26 protein-coding genes and 1 pseudogene are annotated in these 23,030 nt (G+C 30.5%); 16 read left to right on the top strand and 11 right to left on the bottom strand.

Going from position 1 to position 23,030, the window contains the following annotated elements:
• Window positions 1-56: 56 nt before the first annotated feature.
• A pseudogene (locus LGK95_RS22655) lies at window positions 57-596 on the top strand (methyl-accepting chemotaxis protein); the annotation flags it as partial.
• Window positions 597-748: 152 nt separating this feature from the next.
• Here the strand turns inward: LGK95_RS22655 and LGK95_RS08305 are convergent.
• Window positions 749-1,264 carry a DUF2798 domain-containing protein gene (locus LGK95_RS08305; RefSeq protein WP_226124018.1) on the bottom strand — a complete coding sequence of 172 codons (516 nt, stop codon included), beginning with the start codon at window positions 1,262-1,264 and terminating at the stop codon, window positions 749-751.
• 335 nt (window positions 1,265-1,599) lie between these two features.
• On the opposite strand from LGK95_RS08305, the gene LGK95_RS22810 reads away from it, so the two are divergent.
• Window positions 1,600-2,106, top strand: a complete 507-nt coding sequence (locus LGK95_RS22810; protein WP_404814413.1) for a CBO0543 family protein — start codon at window positions 1,600-1,602, stop codon at window positions 2,104-2,106.
• Between the two features lie 108 nt (window positions 2,107-2,214).
• Window positions 2,215-2,688, top strand: coding sequence for a CBO0543 family protein (locus LGK95_RS08300; protein WP_226124016.1), 474 nt, complete (start codon window positions 2,215-2,217; stop codon window positions 2,686-2,688).
• Window positions 2,689-2,892: 204 nt separating this feature from the next.
• Here the strand turns inward: LGK95_RS08300 and LGK95_RS08295 are convergent, their stop codons facing one another.
• The gene (locus LGK95_RS08295; protein WP_226124014.1) at window positions 2,893-3,402 is read right to left on the bottom strand and encodes an acyl-CoA thioesterase; all 510 of its coding nucleotides are present in this window, start codon (window positions 3,400-3,402) and stop codon (window positions 2,893-2,895) included.
• A gap of 54 nt (window positions 3,403-3,456) precedes the next feature.
• Entirely contained in the window at window positions 3,457-6,006 is a 2,550-nt protein-coding gene (locus LGK95_RS08290; protein WP_226124012.1) for an FAD-dependent oxidoreductase, read from the bottom strand.
• A gap of 232 nt (window positions 6,007-6,238) precedes the next feature.
• Between LGK95_RS08290 and LGK95_RS08285 the strand changes: the two genes are divergently transcribed.
• Both LGK95_RS08285 and LGK95_RS08280 read left to right on the top strand, forming a co-directional pair.
• The gene (locus LGK95_RS08285; RefSeq protein WP_226124010.1) at window positions 6,239-6,424 is read left to right on the top strand and encodes a hypothetical protein; all 186 of its coding nucleotides are present in this window, start codon (window positions 6,239-6,241) and stop codon (window positions 6,422-6,424) included.
• Entirely contained in the window at window positions 6,421-6,588 is a 168-nt protein-coding gene (locus tag LGK95_RS08280; RefSeq protein ID WP_226124008.1) for a RepB family protein, read from the top strand. The genes LGK95_RS08285 and LGK95_RS08280 overlap by 4 nt, the downstream gene beginning before the upstream one ends.
• Before the next feature lie 158 nt (window positions 6,589-6,746).
• Here the strand turns inward: LGK95_RS08280 and LGK95_RS08275 are convergent, their stop codons facing one another.
• From LGK95_RS08275 to LGK95_RS08260, 4 genes are all read right to left on the bottom strand, one after another.
• A complete protein-coding gene (locus tag LGK95_RS08275; protein ID WP_226124006.1) occupies window positions 6,747-6,935 on the bottom strand; it encodes a DUF1540 domain-containing protein in 189 nt (62 codons plus the stop codon).
• A 463-nt stretch (window positions 6,936-7,398) separates the two neighbouring features.
• Window positions 7,399-8,256 (bottom strand): MurR/RpiR family transcriptional regulator, encoded by an 858-nt coding sequence (locus LGK95_RS08270; RefSeq protein ID WP_226124004.1) that lies wholly within the window; start codon window positions 8,254-8,256, stop codon window positions 7,399-7,401.
• Between the two features lie 404 nt (window positions 8,257-8,660).
• Window positions 8,661-8,903: a CBS domain-containing protein gene (locus LGK95_RS08265; protein ID WP_226124003.1), complete on the bottom strand. Its 243-nt coding sequence runs from the start codon at window positions 8,901-8,903 to the stop codon at window positions 8,661-8,663.
• Complete coding sequence (locus LGK95_RS08260; protein WP_226124002.1) at window positions 8,887-9,024, bottom strand: hypothetical protein; 138 nt, start codon at window positions 9,022-9,024, stop codon at window positions 8,887-8,889. The genes LGK95_RS08265 and LGK95_RS08260 overlap by 17 nt, the downstream gene beginning before the upstream one ends.
• Before the next feature lie 180 nt (window positions 9,025-9,204).
• Between LGK95_RS08260 and galE the strand changes: the two genes are divergently transcribed.
• Together galE and LGK95_RS08250 are read left to right on the top strand one after the other, a co-directional pair.
• The gene (gene galE / locus LGK95_RS08255) at window positions 9,205-10,191 is read left to right on the top strand and encodes a UDP-glucose 4-epimerase GalE (RefSeq protein ID WP_226124000.1); all 987 of its coding nucleotides are present in this window, start codon (window positions 9,205-9,207) and stop codon (window positions 10,189-10,191) included.
• A 435-nt stretch (window positions 10,192-10,626) separates the two neighbouring features.
• Window positions 10,627-11,820, top strand: coding sequence for a C40 family peptidase (locus LGK95_RS08250; protein ID WP_226123998.1), 1,194 nt, complete (start codon window positions 10,627-10,629; stop codon window positions 11,818-11,820).
• 56 nt (window positions 11,821-11,876) lie between these two features.
• Here the strand turns inward: LGK95_RS08250 and LGK95_RS08245 are convergent, their stop codons facing one another.
• Window positions 11,877-12,128 (bottom strand): hypothetical protein, encoded by a 252-nt coding sequence (locus LGK95_RS08245; protein WP_226123996.1) that lies wholly within the window; start codon window positions 12,126-12,128, stop codon window positions 11,877-11,879.
• 144 nt (window positions 12,129-12,272) lie between these two features.
• The gene (locus tag LGK95_RS08240) at window positions 12,273-13,136 is read right to left on the bottom strand and encodes a cation diffusion facilitator family transporter (RefSeq protein ID WP_226123994.1); all 864 of its coding nucleotides are present in this window, start codon (window positions 13,134-13,136) and stop codon (window positions 12,273-12,275) included.
• A 249-nt stretch (window positions 13,137-13,385) separates the two neighbouring features.
• Here LGK95_RS08240 and LGK95_RS08235 point away from each other — a divergent pair, with 249 nt between their 5' ends.
• Both LGK95_RS08235 and LGK95_RS08230 read left to right on the top strand, forming a co-directional pair.
• Entirely contained in the window at window positions 13,386-13,907 is a 522-nt protein-coding gene (locus tag LGK95_RS08235) for a flavodoxin domain-containing protein (protein ID WP_226123993.1), read from the top strand.
• Between the two features lie 146 nt (window positions 13,908-14,053).
• Window positions 14,054-14,341, top strand: a complete 288-nt coding sequence (locus LGK95_RS08230) for an ArsR/SmtB family transcription factor (protein WP_226123991.1) — start codon at window positions 14,054-14,056, stop codon at window positions 14,339-14,341.
• A 116-nt stretch (window positions 14,342-14,457) separates the two neighbouring features.
• Here the strand turns inward: LGK95_RS08230 and LGK95_RS08225 are convergent, their stop codons facing one another.
• Together LGK95_RS08225 and LGK95_RS08220 are read right to left on the bottom strand one after the other, a co-directional pair.
• Window positions 14,458-15,069, bottom strand: coding sequence for an HD-GYP domain-containing protein (locus LGK95_RS08225; protein WP_226123989.1), 612 nt, complete (start codon window positions 15,067-15,069; stop codon window positions 14,458-14,460).
• Between the two features lie 371 nt (window positions 15,070-15,440).
• Window positions 15,441-15,944 carry a hypothetical protein gene (locus LGK95_RS08220; protein ID WP_226123987.1) on the bottom strand — a complete coding sequence of 168 codons (504 nt, stop codon included), beginning with the start codon at window positions 15,942-15,944 and terminating at the stop codon, window positions 15,441-15,443.
• Window positions 15,945-16,127: 183 nt separating this feature from the next.
• Between LGK95_RS08220 and LGK95_RS08215 the strand changes: the two genes are divergently transcribed.
• The 7 genes from LGK95_RS08215 (at window position 16,128) to LGK95_RS08185 (ending at window position 23,008) form a co-directional block, all read left to right on the top strand.
• A complete protein-coding gene (locus tag LGK95_RS08215; protein ID WP_226123985.1) occupies window positions 16,128-16,820 on the top strand; it encodes a response regulator transcription factor in 693 nt (230 codons plus the stop codon).
• The gene (locus LGK95_RS08210) at window positions 16,813-18,255 is read left to right on the top strand and encodes a sensor histidine kinase (protein ID WP_226123983.1); all 1,443 of its coding nucleotides are present in this window, start codon (window positions 16,813-16,815) and stop codon (window positions 18,253-18,255) included. Before LGK95_RS08215 ends, LGK95_RS08210 begins: the two co-directional genes overlap by 8 nt.
• A 119-nt stretch (window positions 18,256-18,374) precedes the next feature.
• Window positions 18,375-18,698 carry an SHOCT domain-containing protein gene (locus LGK95_RS08205; RefSeq protein ID WP_226123981.1) on the top strand — a complete coding sequence of 108 codons (324 nt, stop codon included), beginning with the start codon at window positions 18,375-18,377 and terminating at the stop codon, window positions 18,696-18,698.
• A gap of 23 nt (window positions 18,699-18,721) precedes the next feature.
• The gene (locus LGK95_RS08200) at window positions 18,722-19,837 is read left to right on the top strand and encodes a 4Fe-4S binding protein (protein WP_226123979.1); all 1,116 of its coding nucleotides are present in this window, start codon (window positions 18,722-18,724) and stop codon (window positions 19,835-19,837) included.
• Window positions 19,838-20,013: 176 nt separating this feature from the next.
• Window positions 20,014-20,337, top strand: coding sequence for a rhodanese-like domain-containing protein (locus LGK95_RS08195; protein WP_226123977.1), 324 nt, complete (start codon window positions 20,014-20,016; stop codon window positions 20,335-20,337).
• A gap of 96 nt (window positions 20,338-20,433) precedes the next feature.
• Window positions 20,434-22,395, top strand: coding sequence for a CoA-disulfide reductase (locus LGK95_RS08190; protein WP_226123975.1), 1,962 nt, complete (start codon window positions 20,434-20,436; stop codon window positions 22,393-22,395).
• A 328-nt stretch (window positions 22,396-22,723) separates the two neighbouring features.
• The gene (locus tag LGK95_RS08185; RefSeq protein ID WP_226123974.1) at window positions 22,724-23,008 is read left to right on the top strand and encodes an ArsR/SmtB family transcription factor; all 285 of its coding nucleotides are present in this window, start codon (window positions 22,724-22,726) and stop codon (window positions 23,006-23,008) included.
• Window positions 23,009-23,030: the final 22 nt, after the last annotated feature.

Below are 23,030 nucleotides of genomic sequence, written 5' to 3'. Positions count from 1 at the left end.
TAAAAGCAATTAAAGAAGGCGCAGTTGTAAGTGAAGTTAAGATAATGGCAGATGAAATAGGGAATATAGCTAGTCAGACAAATCTTCTTGCACTTAATGCAGCTATTGAGGCAGCAAGAGCTGGAGAACAAGGTAAGGGCTTTGCCGTGGTTGCTGATGAAGTTAGAAAGTTAGCTGAAGCGTCAGCAACTGCAGTTAAAAGGATTCAAGAAGTAAACTCGAGCGTTGAAAAAGCATTCCATAATCTTTCTATTAATACTCAGGATATAATGAGTTTTGTAATGAATAAAGTTAAGCATGATTATGAATCATTTGTAGATACAAGTAAGCAATATGGTGATGATGCTACCTTATTCAATAAGCTATCCTCCGATATTGGCGCTTCAATGAATATAGTGAATGAAACCATATCAGAAATTAATGAAGCAATTGAAAATGTGTCAGCTACAGCTGAGGAATCAGTTGCAAGTTCTGAGGAAATACTCGCAAGTGTTAATGAATCTGTTATGGCAATCCAAGAAATATCAAAAGCTTCCCAAAATCAAGCTATACTCGCCGAGAAACTAAATGTTATGGTTCAAAAATTCAAATTATAAAATAAATAACGTGATAAACTCCCCTTAAAGTAGATAGATTAAATAATAAAAATCTATCTATTTTAATGGAAGTATTTTTATGTCTAGAAGAACTATATATACAGGCCACTTAAGTCAGCGTTCTTATCATTAACATTTTTGTTTCTATGCACTTAAACTATCATCTTATCTAAATCATCTTCATTAGCTTGACGATTCTCTTGGTTCTTGTGTATCATTCTCATCATGTTTCTTGCAATAGGCTGCACAATAAGCAGTTCCAAAAATATAACTATACAAAAGTTACGTGGCCAAGCGATTGGAAAATTTTTAAAAAGTTCCATACTGAACCCGGTTCCTATACCTGCTCCTACATTTGTCATAATCATGGACATACCAATAACAGTAAAGAATGTCCTAAACAGAATATGAGCATTCAAACTATCTTTTGGTGCACAAAAAACGCCTGTTAGTTTACCCGCTATCTTTCCTACAATGAATGTCTCAATAAGCATAGCGGCTATAAAAAGCACCGGAAATAACTTTATTGATGTAATTAGAGCTACCTTTGATACTCCACCCATACTGATACAAATATTCATGGTTGCCATGAATGTGCAAGTCAATGCACATATAACACCCCCATAGACCAACCCTTCTTTTCCATTTCTAGGCATACATTTTTCCATAATTTCCTCCTTGCTTTTATTTAAATCAAAAAAAGCGCTGTATCGACGATATTGATATGACCGTCAGGTACAGCGCTTTGAGTAGTATAACATAATATTTTCATTCATGTAATACCCTAATTTTATTTTTTAGTTATATCGATAATGCCAGCACTTGTTAAAATAAATTCTTCCTCTTTAAAAGTTTCATTATCAAACTTTAAGTATTAATACTTGTTTTTTATTTATGGTATATTATAAAAATTAATATTATACTTCTAATAAATTAGGGTATTAATAATAATATGAGTTAATTACTATTAACTATCATTAATGTTGGTTAGGTAGGTGTTTCTATGTATCATATATTTCTTGCAGTTGTATCTATTGTTATCTGCTACAAGTTAGGGGATTGGAGAAATTGGAGAAAATATTATTCAACAATTTTATTTCTTATTTTGAGTAATGTTGTCTGTATTCTTTTAACATATAATCATATATTATGGTTGCATGAAACAAAAATATTAAATCATACGTTTGGTGATTTATTTATTTGTATAACAGTATATCCAAGTATAGTAATGCTATTTATCCCTAATTTTCCAAAGAAAATAACAAAAATCATTACTCATATTTCATTTTATGTTGCTATTTTCACTATGGCAGAATTTATTGGTCTCAAATTTGGTTATTTCACTCACCATAACGGTTGGAGTATATGGCTTTCTATCATATTTAATTATACATTATTCTCAATAGTATATCTTCATTATAAAAAACCGTTATATGCTTGGATTATTGCACTCTTGAGTCCTCATATTTTATTTTTTTTAATGAGAATACCATATAATAGCATAAAATAAAATGAATTAAAGCTTTATATTATATAGATCATCAGTAATGATAGTAAAAGAATGGTTTTAGATTACAACCTAAGCAAGAATACGAGTAACTTAATCGGAGGAATTACTATGAATAGAAATTATATACTTATAGTCATTGGATGTATTGTAACAATAGGTTTGTTAGTGAAGTTTATCCCTAAAAACAAAATTAGAGAAGCGAGTGTAGCATTTTCCTTCAAACAATTTCTCGCATGGATACTTGGTTTAATTGTAGTACAATTTAAACTTATAGAATATCCAGTTAGGCTATTTTCCTATGCCACCAAATCAAATTTTACCTTTGAATATTTTGTATATCCTTCTCTTAGTGCAATATTCAATATTCACTATCCCAAAAAGAAAAGCGCCTTCGGTCAGTTTATGTACTACTTCTATTTCTGTACTACAATGACAGCTATAGAAATATTTGTAGAAAAGAATACGGATCTTTTGAAATACATACACTGGACTTGGTATATAACATGGAGTTCACTTTTTATTACTTTTTACTGCACTAGAAAATATTATGAATGGTTCTTTAAACTAAAACAAAATAATTAACTAACAAATTCCTACAGGTGAAAATCAACTTATGTAAATAGTACGTTTAATAACACTTCCTTATTTTTTTATTTGTACAATAAAATTTTAAAGGAAGTGTTCATTAAAATAAAGAAGTATATTAATTAAATAGGATACTCTTCTTTCTCTTCATAATATCTTATTATCTATCTTTCTGTAAGGTTAGCATCTTCATCTGCGTATTCACTTAACATAGGCGAAACAAGCAGTCGGTTTTTGATTTCCATTTTGTTTATTCTTTAATTTTCTTTTTTCATATCGCTCTTTGCCTTTACTAAATTCTATTATTTCTTCTTCATCAATTAACTCTAACTGTGGTATAGTTTTCGGTTTATTATTCTCATCAACTGCTACCATAGTAAAGTAAGCAGTAAGAACCCTATAACATATTTTTCTGTTTTGTATATCATCCACGTCTACAGTAATACAAACTTCGATAGAGCTTTTACCCGTAAATACAACTTTTCCGTTACACTTTACTACCGAACCTATAAAGATTGGTTGATGAAACATAATTTCATCAATTCTTGCAGTAACCACATTACCCTCTGAATGCTTCATTGCAACTGCATAAGCAACCGAATCCATAATTTTTAAGATTTCTCCACCAAATACATTACCTGCTACATTAGAATGGCTTGGAAGCATTACCTGGCCGAGTGTTAGTTCAGAGTCTCTTGATGATTTTTCCATTTATTGCCTCCTTATATTTGTATTATTCGCTTTAGCTGAAGTAGCCCTCTGTGACTAAATTAAATTGCCTTTTAGTACTTCTTCAAGTGTTTTCGAGCCTTCAATGTCAGTTATTAAATTAGCGGAGGATTTGTTGTCTCCAATTATAATTCCACCGGTTAAAACATTTTTATTAAAGAATAGTTTTTTGTATACATTGTTTTCGCTATCCTTCGAGCTGACAGCTTTAAATTGTTCTTTAGATATTTCACCTACAGATAAGAGCTCAAGTCCCATAGCATTAAATGATATGACACCTGTTGCGTGCACGTAGTCTTTGTGGTCTCCTACTGCATTTGTACCTGCAATTTTCCCCATATCTACAGCGGCAGGCCAGTTACCATATACTGTGCCTGCGTATTCTGCAATATCACCACATGCATATATATCTTTAACATTTGTCTCCATCTTTTCATTAACTAATATACCGCGGTTAGTGTCTATATTGGTTTCATCAGCTATATTTTTGTTTGGTGCAATTCCTGTTGAGAATAGGACCATACTTGCATCAATTGTTTTTCCGCTTTTGAGAGTGACTGATGTAACAGAGTTTTCACCGTTAATAACGGTTACTGAGTCACCTAATACAACTTGTATATCTTCATTTTCAACTGCAGCTTTAAGTGTAAGGCTGCCTTCATTATCTAACTGTTTACCAAGCAAGGAGTCACTGAATTCAACTACAGAAACTTTAATACCAGCCTTTTTTATTTCATATGCTGCTTCAAGTCCTAAAAGTCCACCACCTACAATTACCGCACTCTTAGCAGTTTTCATCTTATCTTTAATTGCTTTTAAGTTCTTTAGATCTCTTAAAGTAAATACTCCTTGTTTATCTATTCCATCAGTCGGAATCATGCGGTTTTGACTTCCGTTTGCTAAAATTAATTTATCAAAATTTATAGATATACCATCCTTTAGTAGTACTTGTTTTTCCTTAGTGTTTATGCTTTCAACTTGTACTCCTAAGTTAAGAGTTATGTTATTTTCTTCATACCACTCTTTTGGAGAGAGGTAGAAAGTATCATCTTTAAGATCTTCACTTATACCATCAGAAATAGAAGGTCTGTAGTAAGTTAATTGTTCTTCATTAGATATTATTTCTATAGCACATTGTTTATTTCTTTTTCTTATAGCATCAGCAGCATAATATCCAGCAGCTCCGTTACCAATAATTAAAAATTTCTCTTTTTTATCGGAGCTAAAAGTTATCACTTCTTCTGATACCTCAATAAATTGATCTGCACTTGCGCCACAAGCAGGACATATTTCAGGTGGTCTTTGTCCATCAAATTCTTCTCCACAAACTACGCATTTCCATCTTTTTTCTGTAGAAGGTTTAACCGGAGTGTTTCTTATTTTTATATTTTCAGCTATCTTCGCAGCAAAACTTTCACCAAATTTATAAGCAAAGTTTAAATCTTTTTCAGAAGGCTTAAAGTTAGTCATCATTGAAGGATATAAATCAAGATTGATTTGCTTCAATCTATCTACTACATTAGGAACACCTTCTCCACTCCAACCATAAGAACCAAATGCAGAAGCTACTTTTCCACCATGAACTATAGGATTTAGATTTATTAAAATATCCCATATTGGTTTTAAAGCGTCTCCGTTTATTGTAGGCGTACCAAATAAGATTCCCTCAGATTTACCTATACTTGCTAAAATATCATTCATGTCATGATGAATAACATCATACATATTAACTTTGTAATTAGAATTAGAGTTTATTCCCTCTTCTATTTTCTTAGCTATAGATTCCGTATAGCCATAAGCTGAGACATAGCATAGAGTAACTTCTGGTACTTCAGTAGCTTTTTCTGGAAGGCTCCACTGTTTGTATTGATTTACTATGTTTAAAGGATTATCTCTTAAAACAGGTCCATGACCTGGACAAATTACGTCTATTGGAAGATCTTTAATTTTCTCTATAGCTTGTAAAACATAAGGCTTAAAGGGTCCCATAATAGCATCAAAGTAATATTTTAAGGCTTCTCTGTAATTTTCCTCACTCTCGTTTAAATCATTAAATACTGCCTCACTTGCGTAATGACTTCCAAAGGAATCACAAGTTATAAGAAGCTTGTCTTCAACAACATATGTATAAATTGAATCTGGCCAATGAAGAAAAGGCGCTGAAATAAAGGATAATGTTTTATTTCCAAGATCTAGAGTATCTCCATCTCCTACAGTTATGTATTCAAAGTCTCTATTTATGATTTCCTTAAGGAATTGGATGGCTGCAGGTGAACCTACAACTTTAGCGTTTTTAGCAATTTCTAAGAGTTTTCCTACTGAACCTGCATGGTCTGGCTCAGTATGATCTACTACTATATAGTCAATGTCTTCTACTTTAATGTTTAAAGAAATTAATCTTTCTAAGTATTCATCAAAAAATCTCTCTTTTACGGTTTCAAACACTGCAGTTTTTTTACTACCTTTAACTACATATGAGTTATAAGTAGTACCAAAAGGGGTATACATAATTATATCAAAAATTCTAAGATTAGGGTCTAGTGCACCTACCCAGTATATATCTTTCTTCACTTCTAATGCTTTCATTTATATCTCTCCTTTAATGATTATTTGTAAATAACAGTTATTAGTTAATAGTATAGTGTAAGAATAGTTAAAATGCAATAGCAATTTACCATATAATTACGGACTGCTCCCCTTATTCCGGACATTTTCTAACGAATACTAACTAATTGATAGATTTCCACTCACTTCTTACCCCTTTAATCTGATGTATATTGTGTGGCACTAATACACACTATAAGTACAATAAAAAGGAGTGGTTGATATAGACATTAAAATAATAGAATGTGTTCAGTTGTTGGAGAAACAAATAGAATCCTTTAATGAAGTTGCACCATCGCTTGATATGAGTGAAGACTTTAAAATAGGTGTGATATTCGGATTTAGGGAATCACAAAAAGCGATAGAAGGATTTAACGATGAATTAATTGGTAAGTTATGATAACTAGGATAAATATAAGAACATCTCAAACTATTAAAGATATGCTCCAGAAATTATGTGAGGATGAAGGCAGAACAATGACAAAAGAGATTGAACAATTAATTAAAGAAAAATATAAGAAGAGTAGCAGATTAAACTGGTACTTATGTCAAGGACATTGTTAAAAAAAGCACCTATAGACTAAACACTTTTTTTATAAGTGTTTAGTCTATAGGTACCAGTTTATGAAGAACACCGTTTTTATTAATTGAATATTTGTTATTTACCTATAAAAGGGGCACCTCCACTATAAGGAGGTGCCCCTTTTAAACAGTATATAGTTTTACTGCTTTGCAAAGCTTCCACAATCTGTACATTCTACTGTTTTTGCTTCGGGTTCATGTTTCACCACTTGAATTTCTTTTAGTGTACAGTAATTTACTCCACCGTCATGGAATTTACATTCATTAACAGAGCAACCTATACTATCATTATGACCCTGGTGCATTGCATGCATGTTATGTTCATTCATTATTATCACCTCACAATACTTCTAATTATTAATATTGCCAATATAATCATATTTTATTCAAGTTAAAATTTTAAGATGCAACTTTCGGTATGCAGAAGATCCTGAATAATAATTAATCCAGCGGGTTATCTTTTCCACTGGACTTAATTATTATTCAGCATTCCATAGAGGCAAATTATTTAGAGTATTAATTTCTGGTGTAACGTGCCAGTCACTCCAGAAAGATCTATTCGTAAAATTATGCATTTTTAGGTAGCCTAAGAAAAAACGGGTAGGAATTACTTATCAAATAGGAACATATGTGTAGTAAAAATATTAGTAGATCGAGCAATATAATAAGTCTACACTCCTTTTATTATCTTTTTAAAGGAGTGTAGACTTATTAATGGTATGCTTTGTTTATAAACAAGTATGTAAGATTGAATATATATTATGTTAATGAGTGATGTTATTCACAATTACTTTAAAGATAAACTTTATATTTTTCCCATATGTTCTCCAAAGTAGAAAATGTACTTGTTATTTTTTCTTTTTCTCTTAATCCCACAGCTATGATTAATGCATTTATTACACTAAGTGGTGCTACTAAGGAATCAACAAAAGAAGTCATATTACTTTGCGCTATTAATGTATAGTCAGCATTTGTTGCTAATGGAGATAATAAACTATCTGTAATTACTACGATTTTAGCATTTTTGCTTCTAGCGAATGCTAGAGCTTCAATTGTTCTTGTAGTATACCTAGGAAACCCTATCCCAATCACTATGTCTTGTTCATCAACATTAAGCATCTGCTCGAATATATCACTCACGCCATAGGCAACTACCTTAACATTATCTAAAATAAGATTTAAATAGAAAGCTAAAAATTCAGCTAGTGCAGCTGAGTCTCTCAGTCCAATTATGTATATTTTTCTAGCTTTAAATAACGAATTAACTATATCTTCAAAAGTTTGATAATTTATTTTTTCTAAAGTAGCTTTAATATTTTCCATATCAGCTTTTAATACACTCTTTAGTGCATTTTCTTGAGTCATATAGTCATTAGATAATTCAATTCTTTGCACAGTTGTTAATTTATTTCTAATTAATTCTTGAAGAGATTTTTGAAGTTTTGGATAACCACTAAATCCTAACTCATCGGCAAATCTTACTACAGTTGATTCACTTACTCCTACACTAATAGCTAATTTAGCTGCTGTCATAAACGCTGCTTTATCATAGTGTTTTAGAATATATTCAGCTATCAGTTTTTGACCTTTACTTAAACGTGGAAATTTTATTTGAATAGATCTCATCAAATCTTGTTTGTTATTTTCCATAATTAACTCAATCCTTTCTATATTAATTCCAACTAAATGAAATAAAAATGTTCAATAGATGATAAAATGAATTTTTTATTTCAGTTTATCATCTATTGAACATAGTTTCAACTAATTATTCATTTTATACAATTACTGAATATTTTAATTTGACTTATTATTTTAGATAGATCATAAAATTCAGGTTTGATATACTATTATAGAAGGGCATTCGTAAATTATTATGAATGTGAATTATATTTAAGTTTTAAGATCATAGGGGAAAATGTAATATTCACCATAAATAATATAAGTAGTGAAGTTTATGGTTTTGTAGATATATTATATACTACTACAACTATTGGTATTGTTTATAGTACATATGTTGCAGTTTTGGCTATTGCAGGTCTTGTACTAATATATTTTCAATTGAAAAGTTCTAATAAGAATAGAGTCAGAAAACAATTGAAAATTATTTTAATTACTGGCATAGTTAAATATCCATACTTTTCAAATATATGTCCAACTTCTTCTTTATCCATGTCAACCGGTATGCTCATAGCACTTCTATTCATGATATCAGCGATTTTAACATCAAAGCTGTTAACTACTATATCTCTAAGGGAAATAACTCCTTTTAAAAGAGAAGTCTCATCTATTACCTTCATATTGCCTGATAGCCATTAAAATATCTGCAGGATGAATGAATTGAATAAGTTTGTTTATTTCATCTATAGTCTCAGTTAGCAAAAATTCGGTTAGTTCTTTTTCATTTAATCCATTGAACATAATACACCTCCTAATTGTTATTAAGGAATAATCCTTTTATTATATGCCTTGCACTTATATAGTGTCAATTGAAGATATGTTATTTTATGTTGTAACAAACTTGTGAGTAATACAAAAATTGTGTTAAAATGGATATGAATACATTTGGTAATAAAACGGTATGAGAGGGGTGTTTAATTAATGGCTATTTTAGTATGTGGTGGAGCAGGTTACATTGGAAGTCATATGGTGGCTGAACTTCTAGAAAAAGGGGAAGAAGTTGTTATTTTAGATAATTTACAAAAGGGGCATCGTGATTCATTATTAGGTGGAAAACTTTACATCGGAGATTTAAGAGACGATGTTATACTTAATAAAGTTTTTACTGAGAATACGATAGATGCAGTTATAGATTTTGCAGCAGATTCACTAGTAGGGGAGAGTGTTGTAGAACCTTTAAAGTATTTTGAAAACAACATTGGTTCTACTGTAAATTTACTTAAGGCTATGCGCGATCATAAAGTTAAGTACATAGTTTTCTCATCAACTGCAGCAACTTACGGCGAGCCAGATAATATTCCTATACTTGAAGATGATAAGACTTTTCCTACAAATCCTTATGGAGAGTCAAAACTTTGCGTTGAGAAAATATTAAAATGGTGTGATGGCGCTTATGGCATAAAATACACTGCTTTAAGATATTTTAATGCAGCAGGAGCACATATAAGTTCAAAAATAGGAGAAGATCATAGACCGGAATCACATTTGATTCCTATTATACTTCAAGTAGCACTTGGTCAAAGAGAAAAGATTATGATATTTGGAGATGATTACAAGACAGAGGATGGTACTTGCGTTAGAGATTATGTTCATGTAACTGATCTTGCTTCTGCTCATTTACTTGCAGTAAAAAGACTTAGAAGAGGTGAGAATAGCACAACTTGTAATCTTGGAAATGGACTAGGTTTTTCTGTTCAACAAGTAATTGATGTAACTAGAAAAGTTACAGGAAAAGATATAAAGGCTGAGATGGCTCCTAGACGTGCAGGAGACCCTGCAGTACTTATAGCATCGAGTGATAAGGCGAAGGAAACTCTTGGATGGGAACCTAAGTATGCTTCTTTAGAAACTATTATAGAATCTGCATGGAATTGGCATAAAGGTCATCCACAAGGATATAAAAAATAAGAGGTATGTTTATATATGAAGGTTCATCATGTAAGATGTTCCGATCGTAGAGATTTTAAGGGAAGCCAAAAAAATGGCTTCCCTTAATTTGTTTTAAATAAGGAGATGAACTCCTGCATTTTTAATAGAGTATTCTTTAGGAATAAGCTCAATTGACGAATTATATAAGTTTTGGAGGATTAATGCGTATGTAAAAGATATTTAGTTCTCATACAAATATTTTTATAAGGCTGTTTTTGAGTTGCGCTCTTAATTTTAGATATAAATGAGTATAATTAACTAAATACACAAAATACATACCGAATATATACCACATTTGTAGTTATTTGCTTTACTTTTTTTCAATTTTTGTGTATCATAGTATTTATGTTTAGAAAACAAAAACATTTGTGAATAATATGTTTAAAGATAAATTATATGTTGGGGGATAGAAAATTGAATAAAAGAATTATTTTAGCCATAATGGCAATTAGTGTGACTATGAGCGTTGGGTTTACTACAGTATACGCAGATACTGCGTCAGATAAGGTTAAAATTCAACAGGTTCAAACTCAAAAAAGCAATTTAGAAAGTAAAGTCCAGATGATGGATAATCAAATTGAAAAAATCATGTCTAAAATTGATAGTAATGAAAATGATATAACTAAAACACAAAAAGATATTAAACAAGCTAAAATAAATATCGCAAAAGCAGAGAATGATATTAAAGAAGAACAGATACTTTTTGATAAAAGAATGAGAGTAATGTATATGAACGGGCCATCAAGCTATTTAGATATTTTATTAGGCTCAGAGGGTGTAGATGATTTTATATCTAGATTAGAAAATATTAAAAAGATAGTCACCTTTGATCAAAAGGTTATTGATGATTTACAAACAAAAAAAGCAGCAATTGATTCAAAAAAGGTAGCGCTAGATAAAGAAAATACAAAATTGCTATCTTTAAGAAATGACAATAAAAAGAATTTATCTGCTTTAACTAAACAAAAATCGGACCAAACTGTATTGGTAGCACAATTAGAAGCTAAAGAAAAACAATATGTTGCACAACTTGTAACAGACCAGGCTATTGCAGCAAAAAAAGCTGAAGAAGCAGCCCAAAAAGCAGCTATTGCAAGACAAGCTGCAGTGGAATCAAAAAAAGCTGATGTAGCAAGACAGGCTAGGGTAGCTGCAACAGAAGCTGATGCAGCCGCAAGCCAAGCTAGTGCAGCAAACCAAGTTGCACTTGGAAATATAAAAAGTGAGTCTCCTAGCATAACTCCTTCAAGAGGTGGAGCTACAAATTCTTCAAGTTCACTTTTAGCATATGCTTCACAATTTCTTGGCACTCCTTATGTGTGGGGTGGTACAAGCCCATCAGGCTTTGACTGCTCAGGTTTTACACAATATGTATTTGCACATTTTGGGGTAAATTTACCAAGAGTTTCAGAAGCTCAACAAAATGTAGGGACACTTGTATCTAGAGCTAATCTTCAACCAGGAGATTTGGTATTCTTCGGAACACCTGCTCATCATGTAGGTATATATGTTGGAAATGGTAATATGATAAATGCACCTCACACAGGTGCTGTACTTAGAATTCAATCACTAAATGGTGATTTTACTTATGGACGTAGAGTTAGATAAAGAAAGTGAGGATCAAATAAATATTTGGTCCTCATTTTTCTTTTTGTTATATAATATTATTTAGCTGTTTTAAATTTTGTAATGTCGCTTAAATCAATTGGTGTTATGGCATCTACATTTTTAAAATCTTCTGATTGGCTATTCGTTTCAATTTTGACCTCTAATAATTCTGTGAGTTTCGCTATCATTAAATTCAACTTTTTTTCAATCCTTACCTGATTATTTTTTATATCTTTAATATCATCCTGAAGACGTTCTAACTTTTCATAGTATATCTGACTTAGAATCTGAAATAATTCATTATCCATTATATCCTCCTTTGTTTATAGTTATTTTACTTTACGCAACTTCTATTGATTTTCTCTTTTAATAATATGATTTAGCTATAGTTTTGTTACATTCTTTATTGTAATCTTTGACTGTAACTCAATTATATGTATGTTACAGTCAACTTACTTAATAGAGGTTTCTGGTTCTAGATGAATCATTACATAGGACTCTTCAGGGAAAACATTGTTTAGTTCCTCTTCGATTTTATCAGAGAGTCTATGGGCATCAACTAGTGAGACGTTTTCGAAAACATGGACGTTCACATTAATTTCTCGTGTGGCGCCACTTTTTCTAGTTCTTAAGCTATGATACATAGTGATTTCTAAATGCGAGTCAAGTACGTTTAGTATTTTTGAAATATCATCATCCGGAAGCTTAGAATCTACTAAATCATTTAAAGATTTTTTAATTAAAGTTATAGAAGTTTTAACTATTAGTGTAGCAACAAGTAAAGCTGTAATTGGATCAATAATTGGTATGTTCGTTATCTTTAATAATATAAGCCCAATAAACACTCCAATGGATGTATATACATCTGTTAGAAGATGCATAGCGTCAGCCTCTAGGGCAATAGAGTCTGTTCTTTTTGCCGCTTTTAATAATATCATTGATATAACAAAGTTAATTGCAGCTGCTATTAACATAACTAAAATGCCCGCACTTACATTCTCAACAGTACCACCTTCAAACATTCTTTTTATGGATTGATAGACTATGAGAGCGGCAGCAAGTAGAATCAATAAAGCCTCAACAAAACCAGATACGTTTTCATACTTACCATGTCCAAATGGGTGATCATTATCCTCGGCTTTGGAGGATATTTTAATGGAGAAAAAGGCAATAATACTTGCCAAAAGATCTATAGAAGAATGGATTGCTTCAGAAATAACACTAACTGAGCCCATTGATATACCAGCTATAACTTTAAAAAATATTAAAACAGTATTTGAAAATATAGATAATAAAGCTGCTTTTTGCTTATTCAATATTATTCTTCCCTTTCAAATTAATTAAATTAATAATGTTAAAATTTTATTATAGGTAAAAAAGTTAATAACAGTTAACTTTTTTAGTTGGGACTACATTTATTTTTCTAATATAAAATATGTATTAATTTTTAAAAATGTTACACTAAAGTAATTTTTCTATTAATATAAGCATATAATTTATTTTACAGATTACAGTTTAAAGTAGGTGAGAATTCAAGAGTCTAATAATATGAAGAGGTGAAAATAATGAAAACTGTAGTAATATACAAATCAAAAACAGGTTTCTCAAAAAAATATGCAGAGTGGATTGCAGAGGAGTTATCTTCAGATATTTTTGATGTTTCAAAGGTTAATCTAAATATGCTGATGACCTATGACACTATAATTTATGGCGCTGGGTTGTATGCTGGTGGTATAAATGGAATAAAGTATATAATACAAAATCTCGACAAACTCAAAGATAAAAAAATTGCTATTTTTGCAACGGGAGCGTCACCCTTTAGAGAAGAGGTGTTAAGTGAAGTGAGAGATAAAAACTTTTCACCTGAGGAACAGAAATATATACAGTTCTTTTATTTAAGGGGAGGCTTTAATTATAGTAGGCTAAATCCTTTTAATAAAGTGATTATGACATTATTACAATGGAAGTTAAAAATGAAAAAGGAATTAACACCTGATGAAAGAGGTATGCTTGCTAGTTACGACAAGCCAGTAGATTTTACGAAAAAGAAAAATATAGATAAATTAATAAATTATGTTAATTTATAATATTCATAAATTAAATTTTAAATATTGATAAGTACCTCGAAATTTGTTAACGTATAAAAATATTGATATTATTTAATATTTGTATCATAATATATTAATACAACAATATACGAATACAAAATTATTTTTAGAAAGAGGTACAGGTTATGAACAAGAATTATATGGAATATAATGAAACCGCAGAATTGCTTAAAATATTAGCTCATCCCGTAAGGTTATGTATTATTAAAGGATTACTTGAGGAAGGGTCATGTAATGTAAGCCACATGCAAGACTGTCTAGAAATCCCCCAGTCTACTTTATCTCAACATCTGCAGAAATTAAGAATGGCAAAATTAATTAAAGGCGAAAGAAATGGGCTAGAGATTAATTATAGTATTTGTGATGAGAGGGCTCGAGAATTAGTTGAATTTCTTTTTAAAACTAAGGTTTAATATAACTAATTCGCCACTCTAGAAGGAACAACAATGCAAAATTAAATTAAATCTTAACTATAAAAAACATGCTATCAGTAAAGATAGCATGTTTAATTTCATTCTTTTTTATATGTTTAATATCTAGGAATACTAATACTTTTAATAAAAATATCTACTAATTCAGGATTGAATTGTTTTCCCTTCTCATTCGTTAATATTTTTATTGCAATATCTTCGCTTCGTCCTTTTCTATACACTCTATCTGACGTAATAGCATCAAAGGTATCAGCTATAGAAATTATTTGAGATCCAAAAGGTATTTCATTTCCTTTTAACCCATCAGGATAACCAGCCCCGTCCCACCTTTCATGATGATGCCGAATTATAGTGCTGATTTCTGAAAATCCTTCTATTTTATCTATAACATTTGCACCTATAATTGGATGTGTCTTCATTATCTCATAATCTGAATTAGATAATTTGCCAGGATTTTTTAGAATGTTGTCAGGAACACCAATTTTTCCGAGATCATGAAAAGTAGCTGCAATTTTAACTTTATTTTTGCTATCTTCTTTGTTTTTACTACAACTTAAATTATTACAAATAATAGACACATATTTTGAAACATTTTTTGAATGTTCTCCTGTATAGAAATCTTTAGCATCTACTAAGGCTGCCATTGCTTCAAAACCAGATAAATATGCATTTTCAAGTTTTATTTCTATATTGTTATAGGTTTTGTTCATTTTAAAGTAAACACCTATTGAAAAAAATATGTTTGAAATAAAGAATATTTGGGTGACTAAGGGCAATAACATATTGCTTTGTAATACATAAAGCAGATAATAGGTAAATATCAAAAATATTATTATATTTAGTGAGATAATGAAGATGCCCAATATTTTGAAAAAATCATTATTCATAATTACCTCCAAATTTTACAATATATAAAAGTACTATTTATTACTATATCATAATGTATGAATTCAACAACATAGAAGTGATATGAAATATTACTTTATATTTTTTCAATATATTCACTCCTCTCTATAAAAAAACATGCTAACAATAAAGTTAGCATGTTTTATATTTAAATTATATCATATTATTTGTGCTTTTATTTAGTAATGCCTCTCCTACTGCCCATCATTCCACCACCATTTCCATGGGCATCACCTGTCCCATTAGATTTGTTATTTCCTTCGCCGAAATTACCTGTGCAAGAGGATTGGTTAGTTTTTATATTAGTCTTTAAAGTAGCTCCGTCCTCTTTTGTTATAGTACCCTTTGTTATAGCGGTATCTACCGCTTTAGATTTTTCTGCGAGTAGAGCAGCTTGAAATGTTTCTTGTGTCATTCCTTTTTCTTTAGCAAGCGTATATACTGTTTTCCCAGAATTAAGCCCATCGGTTATCTGTTTGTCTGTTAAACCTAGCTTATTTTTAAGCACAGAGGTTACGAAGTCATATCCTCTAAGTCCTGTGGCTCTAGCCATTCCCAAAGATTGGTGAGTTGTTGTGTTTGCTTTAGTATTAGCAGAAGTTTCTGCGGCGAGTACTGATCCGGTAACTCCTAATATTAAAGTTAAAGTTAATGCAATTGCTATTTTTTTGCTTTTCATATTTATTCATCCTCCAATTGATTTTTATTTGGTATGATTATATAATAACTAAATTAAAGTATTAGAAAGTGTTATTTTTGTGTCATTTTTACAAAATAAACTTTATATTTTTGCCACAATTAGTACACAATTCAATGCTTGAAAAATGGTATAATTTAAGAAATGTTTACTGGAGGGGATTCTATGGGAAAGAAGATACTAGTTGCAGATGATAATGAAGAGATTATAAAAATTCTAAAACCTTACCTTATCAAGGAAGGTTTTGAGGTAATAACAGCCAATGATGGAAATGAAGCTTTAATTAAGAATATAGAATATATGCCTGCACTTATTCTTTTAGATATTATGATGCCGCGTAAAAATGGTTTAGAGGTTTGCGTTGAGATAAGAAAAACATCAAATGTACCTATTATAATGATTACTGCAAGAAGTGATGATGGGGATAAGATAATGGCTTTAGATACTGGAGCGGATGATTATATAGTAAAACCTTTTAGTCCTGGAGAAGTTGTTGCAAGAGTTAAAGCTGTTCTTAGAAGAATTGTTACAAGTGAAGTCGAAAAGCTAACCGTAATTAAATACAATTCTCTCAAAATCGACATAGGGAATTATTCTGTTAAGATAAACGATAATACTGTTAATCTAACTAAAAAAGAGATAGAGGTATTATGGATGCTAGCAAATTCACCTAATAAGATTCTTTCAAGGGATGATCTGCTTGATAACATATGGGGAACTGAGTATTTTGGAGATCCAAGAACTGTTGATACTCATATAAAAAGGCTTAGGGCAAAGTTAAAACTTGGTGATCAATATAACTTTAATATTAAAACTGTATGGTCGCTTGGGTATAAATTTGAGGTTAATTATGATTAAGAGAAGTATAACGACTAAACTAACAATAGGGTTTGTACTAATAATATTAATATCCACCCTATGTATAGGTATAATTGCAATAAATATATTTAAAAATAATATATTTCAGATGAAAGAAAAAAATATTACTCTACATGCACAAAAACTACAGAATGTATTAGAACCGTTCATTGAAAAGGATATGGAATCAAAGGAGTATAAAGATATCTTAAAGGGAGTTAGTTCATTCGATAATACAAAAGTATGGATAATTAACTTAAAGGGTGAGATCAGAACAATTTATGAAAATGGTGATAATATTTTAAAGGGAAACATTGAGCTTAAAAAGGTCTACTCAGGAATTATTACAAGCTCTTTAAAAGGTAACTCAAAAACAATGCAAGGATACAATGCTTACTATGACGAGAACATGATGAGTGCGGCAGTTCCAATTAGAAATAGTAATAAAAGCATAATAGGAGTTATTATTGTTCACTCTTCTACTTTTGATTTATCTAATTCTATGAATGAATTTTTTATATATTTAATTGCTGCACTTTTAGGAGAAGTATTTATAGCTGGTTTATTAGGCTTCTATTTTTCTAAAAATATAACAAAACCTATTAAAATAATTAATGAAGCAGCTCAGCAAATGACGAATGGGAATTTTAGGACTAAGACAAACATATACCAAAATGATGAGATTGGAGAGTTATCAACATCCTTCGATATATTATCATCAAGGCTCGAATATAATATTAGGCAGCAAGAGAAACTTGAGCAAATGAGAAAGGACTTCGTAGCAAATGTGTCTCATGAATTTAGAACACCACTAACTATAATAAGGGGAAACCTTGAGGGACTCTATGACGAGATAATCCCTGCAAAAGAAGTCCGCGAAAATTATTTTAGATTACTTCAAGAGACAAAAAGACTTGAGGCAATGGTAGCAGATTTGCTGAATTTAAGTAAACTAGAAGCTGGTAAAGTAGCAATGGATTTTCAAAAGCTAGATATTAAAGCCTTACTTCGAGATATAATACGAGTATTAAGACCTATAACTAAAGAAAAAAATATAGAACTAGAATTAACATCTGAAGATAATTTGCCTCCAGTTTGGAGTGACTACTATAAACTTAAGCAACTGTTAATTATTTTTATAGATAATGCAATTAAGTTTTCTACTGAAAACAGTAAAATAAAGCTTGCTATAAATTTCGGGGGAACTCTATCAATAACAATAACTGATTATGGTATAGGTATTTCCAAAGAGGATATTCCTTTTATCGGGGAAAGATTTTATAAGGCAGACAAGGCTAGGGAATACTCAGATAAAGGTACGGGTCTAGGGATTTCTATTGCTAAACATTTAGTTAAGCTTTTAAACTGTGAACTAGGAATAGAAAGTGAAGTAAATGTTGGAACAAAAATCAAAATAACTTTTTTAAATTTTTAAGAAGAAGTCCACTTATAAATTAGGTGGATTTCTTTTTTTGTTTTGTCACAATTATTCCACATTTCAATTTTTTTAAAGTGCTACTATATGTATAAAGCAAGCAGGAAAGGAGTAATTTTATGAGGCATGGGCGTTATATGGGATATGGTTTTTATGGTTCTTATATATTATCTATTTTAGTTATATTGATAGTAATTTGTTTAATAGTTTTTCTCTTATATAAACAAAAGGAAAATCATTCTATTGAGAAAAGTATGGAACTATTGAAAAAAAGGTATGTTAGGGAAGAGATAAGTTTTGATGAATTTAGCGAAAAAAAATCTGTAATTGAAGGATTAGAAGTAACAAATTCGTCAGTAATAACACTAGTAGATAGATATGTAAAAGGTGAAATTAATTCAAAGGATTATTTTAAAATTCTAGAAGAAATAAAAAGAGAATAAATTATGGTGGTAGGGGGAGTATTATGAAAAGTAATAAGTATGTAAAGTATTTAAGGTGGGTATTATTAGGATTTTTTCTCATTATGGTTACAAGAGAGGCTTATTTACATCAGGCCCAAGGCGGAGGGGTAGCTCCTTCAATACATGCATTGTGTCCATATGGAGCATTGGAAACTTTTTATAGTCTGGTATTCGGAGGGACTTTTCTGCAAAAGATATTTTTGGGTACCATGATACTTTTTGGTATTACTTTAGTACTCTCAGTAATCTTTAGAAGAAGTTTTTGTGGTTTAATATGTCCATTTGGAGCGCTTCAAGAATTCTTTGGAATAATTGGGAAAAAGATATTTCATAAGAGATTGATTATGCCGCTTGTAATAGACAAACCTCTAAGATATTTAAAGTATATTATTTTAGTAGTTACTATATATTTTGCATGGAAAACAGCAGGACTTTGGATGGATCCATATGATCCATGGGCAGCTTATGGACATATATCAGCCGGATTTGCAAGTTTAACTACTGAATATTTAATTGGAACAATAACACTAGTCATTATTTTGGTGGGTTCTATGTTTTATGATAGATTCTTTTGTAAATACCTTTGCCCTATGGGGGCGATATACGGTATTATTTCAAAAATTAGTCCAAGTAAAATTGTTAGAAATAAAGATATATGCATTAATTGTAATTTATGTAGTAAAAGTTGCCCAATGAACATTGATGTAGCAAACGCTGATAAGGTAACATCAACAGAATGTATCGGGTGTCAAATATGTGTAATTTCTTGTCCATTGAAGGGCGCTTTAAAATATAAAATAGGAAAAAAGACATTAAAACCTTTATTTGTAATTATACTAGTGGTAGTATTATTTTTTACAGGCGTATTTATAAGTAGAACAGTTGGAGTATTTGAAGTAATTCCAAAGCAAATAACAGCAGAATCAAAATTGAATGTGGATGAAATTAAAGGATATATGACAATAAAAGAGGTTTCAATTGGAACTAAAATTGAGATTGAAAAAGTATACGAGAAATTAGGTATTCCAGATTCTGTTTCAGAGAATACTAAATTAAAGGATGTAAAAAATTTTGTAGATGGATTTGAAATAGAAGTTGCTAAAGAAAATTTAAAATAATAAATATTTTATAAAATATGATATTATATTGCTTTTTATTTTATATGTGTTATTATATTGTTATATCTTAATATTAAGATATAACAATTAATTGCAACGATAACAATAACAATAACAATAACAATAATAATAATAATAATAGTACAAATATAGACTATATTTTAGGAGGCAAAATTATGTTTAATTCATTGGTCAAAAATGTAAGTTCAGAAGAGGCATATAAGCTTTTAAGTAATGATAGTGAATTTTTTATTTTAGATGTAAGAACTAAAGAAGAATATGATAATGGTCACATTCCAGGAGCAAAGCTTGTTCCGGTTCAGCTTCTTCCTACAAAGGTTAATGAACTTGATAAATACAAAAATAAGGCAATACTTGTATATTGCGCATCAGGTGGAAGAAGTCCTAGAGCAGTGACTATTTTGAAAAACAATGGATTTAAAAATATTTACCATCTAAGTCGTGGAATATCTTCTTGGAAATACAATTTAACTAGGTAATGCTTAAATAGAAATTCACATTATGTTAAGTATAAAATTAAATATAGAGAAATAATAAATAGTAAATCAACTAGAATAATACGAGGGGGAATATTTATGATAAAAAAAGTACTAATTGTTGGTGGGGTAGCTGGAGGGGCAACAGCAGCGGCCAGACTACGACGACTAGATGAAAATGCAGAAATAATTATGTTTGAAAGAGATGAATACATTTCTTTTGCAAATTGCGGATTACCTTATTATATTGGTGATGTAATAAAAGAAAGAGATAAGCTTTTAGTACAAACACCTGAGAGTATGAAGGCTAGGTTTAATGTAGATGTAAGAAATAACAGTGAAGTAATTTCTGTTGATACTGTCAAAAAAGTTGTAACAGTTAATAGTAAAGTCCTTGGAACTTACGAGGAAAGCTATGATTATTTAGTGTTATCACCGGGAGCGAAAGCAAAAAAATCTGATATAGAAGGCATAAAGAGTAAAAAAATATTTACCTTAAGAAATATTCCAGATACTGATAATATAAAAGCATATGTTGATAGAGAGGACATTAATTCTGTTGTAGTTATTGGCGGAGGTTATATTGGTGTGGAAATGGCTGAAAACTTAAGAGAAAGAGGCCTTAAGGTCACTATAGTACAATCACCTCGTCATTTAATGCCTCCTTTTGATACTGATATTGTTGTATCAATTGAAAAAGAACTCTCAGACAACGGTGTGGAGATTATCTTAAACGATGGAGCAAAAGCTTTTAAAGACATAGACGAAGGCGTCGAAATAACATTAAGAAGTGGTTCGAAATTAAAGGCTGATATGGTTATATTTGCAATAGGGGTAACTCCGGATACTAGATTTTTAAAGGATAGTGGGATAGAATTTGGACCTAAAGGTCATATATTAGTAAATGATAAAATGGAAACATCTGCATCTAACGTATTTGCAGTAGGTGATGCTATAGAAATAGTTGATTTTGTAAATAAGCAAAAATCGGCAATTCCATTGGCAGGACCTGCAAATAAGCAAGGTAGAATCGCAGCAGACAATATAGCTGGTCTTGGAACTACGTATAAGGGAACTCAAGGTACCTCAATTATAAAGGTATTTGGTTTAACTGCTGCAAGTACAGGTAATAATGAAAAAACTTTAACAAGGCTTAATATTCCTTATAAAGTTATATTTGTTCATCCCGTATCCCATGCTTCCTATTACCCTGATGCTCTTTCAATGACGCTAAAACTTATTTTTAATCTCGATGGCAAAATCCTTGGAGCCCAAGGTGTGGGTTATGATGGAGTAGACAAGAGAATAGATGTAATTGCTACAGTTATAAGGCTGGGAGGAACGGTTACCGATTTAACAGAACTTGAGCTTTGTTATGCGCCACCTTACTCATCAGCTAAGGATCCAGTAAATATGGCAGGCTATGTTGCTGAAAACCTGCTCGCAGGAAGAGTTGATGTACTTACCTCGAATCAGTTTATGGCTTATGAGAAAGAAAATACAATACTTCTTGATGTACGTACTGAAATAGAATTCAATAATGGGCATATTAAAGATGCCATAAATATACCAGTAGACGATTTAAGAGAAAAAATAGGTGAACTAGACAAAGATAAAGTAATACTTGAATACTGCCAAGTAGGTCTAAGAGGGTATGTAGCGTCTAGAATTTTAACTCAAAATGGATTCAAAGTTAAAAACTTAACTGGAGGCTATAAGTCAGTTTCGAATTCAAATTTTAAGCTAAAAGATGCTTATAGTGGTGATAAAGAAAAGATAAGCAGTTTAGATCCTGATACTCAAGTTTTGAAAGAAAAAGCAGAAAAAGACATTGATAAATATGATAGAGCACTGGATGCTTGTGGGTTGTGTTGTCCTGGACCATTTGTTGAGGTTGAAAATAATATTAATGAATTAGATGTAGACCAAATATTAAAAGTAACAGCGACAGATAATGGCTTTTATGAGGATATCAAATCTTGGTGTAATAAAACAAACAATGAATTAATTGATTTAAGAAAAGAAAAAGGTAAGGTTATAGCATTAATAAAAAAACAATAAAGGAATAAAATACTAGTTATTTTGTAATAAATAAAAAAGCACGAATTTTTAATTAGGTTCTATGTAATAGATAAATTTAAGAAGTCTATTACATAGAACTATTTTAAATTTTCGTGCATCTTTTTTATCAATAAGTTATAAATAAATATTTAATTATTATTGATATTTCTATTGCTTTTTATTTTATATGTGTTATTATATTGTTATATCGTAATATTAAGATATAACAATGGTTATGAAAGATTACCATCTAAGAATTGAAGTATGTTCTTGATATACATTTGAACTAAATATCGCTTAGAATAAAATTCAGGAGAGAAGGGAATCTATGGATGCAGATTATATAAAATATAGTGAAATTACAGAAATCTTAAAAGTATTAGCACATCCTATTAGATTATGCATAGTAAAAGGCATATTAGATCAAGGTCAATGCAATGTTAGTCACATGCAGACTTGTCTAAAGATTCCTCAATCTACTGTCTCACAACATCTACAGAAGTTAAGATATGCTGGTGTAATAGAGGGCAATCGAAAAGGACTTGAAGTAAACTATAAAATCACAGATGAAAGAATAATAAAGTTAATAAATTCAATTTTAATATTGAGTTAGTAAATAATTATAAGAATACAAG

Origin of the sequence: Clostridium algoriphilum (assembly GCF_020443705.1) — a bacterium.
GTDB classification, from domain to species: Bacteria; Bacillota; Clostridia; order Clostridiales; family Clostridiaceae; genus Clostridium_AD; species Clostridium_AD algoriphilum.
The sequence above is the reverse complement of the archived record's forward strand: the minus strand, read 5'-3'. Positions and strand labels throughout refer to the sequence as shown.

What these genes read in the sequence shown, in the direction of transcription:
- LGK95_RS08305 (WP_226124018.1), bottom strand. Translation starts at nt 1,264, where the DNA reads ATGGAAAAATGTATGCCTAGAAATGGAAAAGAAGGGTTGGTCTATGGG.
- LGK95_RS22810 (WP_404814413.1), top strand. Translation starts at nt 1,600, where the DNA reads ATGTATCATATATTTCTTGCAGTTGTATCTATTGTTATCTGCTACAAG.
- LGK95_RS08300 (WP_226124016.1), top strand. Translation starts at nt 2,215, where the DNA reads ATGAATAGAAATTATATACTTATAGTCATTGGATGTATTGTAACAATA.
- LGK95_RS08295 (WP_226124014.1), bottom strand. Translation starts at nt 3,402, where the DNA reads ATGGAAAAATCATCAAGAGACTCTGAACTAACACTCGGCCAGGTAATG.
- LGK95_RS08290 (WP_226124012.1), bottom strand. Translation starts at nt 6,006, where the DNA reads ATGAAAGCATTAGAAGTGAAGAAAGATATATACTGGGTAGGTGCACTA.
- LGK95_RS08280 (WP_226124008.1), top strand. Translation starts at nt 6,421, where the DNA reads ATGATAACTAGGATAAATATAAGAACATCTCAAACTATTAAAGATATG.
- LGK95_RS08275 (WP_226124006.1), bottom strand. Translation starts at nt 6,935, where the DNA reads ATGAATGAACATAACATGCATGCAATGCACCAGGGTCATAATGATAGT.
- LGK95_RS08270 (WP_226124004.1), bottom strand. Translation starts at nt 8,256, where the DNA reads ATGGAAAATAACAAACAAGATTTGATGAGATCTATTCAAATAAAATTT.
- LGK95_RS08265 (WP_226124003.1), bottom strand. Translation starts at nt 8,903, where the DNA reads ATGAAGGTAATAGATGAGACTTCTCTTTTAAAAGGAGTTATTTCCCTT.
- LGK95_RS08260 (WP_226124002.1), bottom strand. Translation starts at nt 9,024, where the DNA reads ATGTTCAATGGATTAAATGAAAAAGAACTAACCGAATTTTTGCTAACT.
- galE (WP_226124000.1), top strand. Translation starts at nt 9,205, where the DNA reads ATGGCTATTTTAGTATGTGGTGGAGCAGGTTACATTGGAAGTCATATG.
- LGK95_RS08245 (WP_226123996.1), bottom strand. Translation starts at nt 12,128, where the DNA reads ATGGATAATGAATTATTTCAGATTCTAAGTCAGATATACTATGAAAAG.
- LGK95_RS08235 (WP_226123993.1), top strand. Translation starts at nt 13,386, where the DNA reads ATGAAAACTGTAGTAATATACAAATCAAAAACAGGTTTCTCAAAAAAA.
- LGK95_RS08230 (WP_226123991.1), top strand. Translation starts at nt 14,054, where the DNA reads ATGAACAAGAATTATATGGAATATAATGAAACCGCAGAATTGCTTAAA.
- LGK95_RS08225 (WP_226123989.1), bottom strand. Translation starts at nt 15,069, where the DNA reads ATGAACAAAACCTATAACAATATAGAAATAAAACTTGAAAATGCATAT.
- LGK95_RS08220 (WP_226123987.1), bottom strand. Translation starts at nt 15,944, where the DNA reads ATGAAAAGCAAAAAAATAGCAATTGCATTAACTTTAACTTTAATATTA.
- LGK95_RS08215 (WP_226123985.1), top strand. Translation starts at nt 16,128, where the DNA reads ATGGGAAAGAAGATACTAGTTGCAGATGATAATGAAGAGATTATAAAA.
- LGK95_RS08210 (WP_226123983.1), top strand. Translation starts at nt 16,813, where the DNA reads ATGATTAAGAGAAGTATAACGACTAAACTAACAATAGGGTTTGTACTA.
- LGK95_RS08205 (WP_226123981.1), top strand. Translation starts at nt 18,375, where the DNA reads ATGAGGCATGGGCGTTATATGGGATATGGTTTTTATGGTTCTTATATA.
- LGK95_RS08200 (WP_226123979.1), top strand. Translation starts at nt 18,722, where the DNA reads ATGAAAAGTAATAAGTATGTAAAGTATTTAAGGTGGGTATTATTAGGA.
- LGK95_RS08195 (WP_226123977.1), top strand. Translation starts at nt 20,014, where the DNA reads ATGTTTAATTCATTGGTCAAAAATGTAAGTTCAGAAGAGGCATATAAG.
- LGK95_RS08190 (WP_226123975.1), top strand. Translation starts at nt 20,434, where the DNA reads ATGATAAAAAAAGTACTAATTGTTGGTGGGGTAGCTGGAGGGGCAACA.
- LGK95_RS08185 (WP_226123974.1), top strand. Translation starts at nt 22,724, where the DNA reads ATGGATGCAGATTATATAAAATATAGTGAAATTACAGAAATCTTAAAA.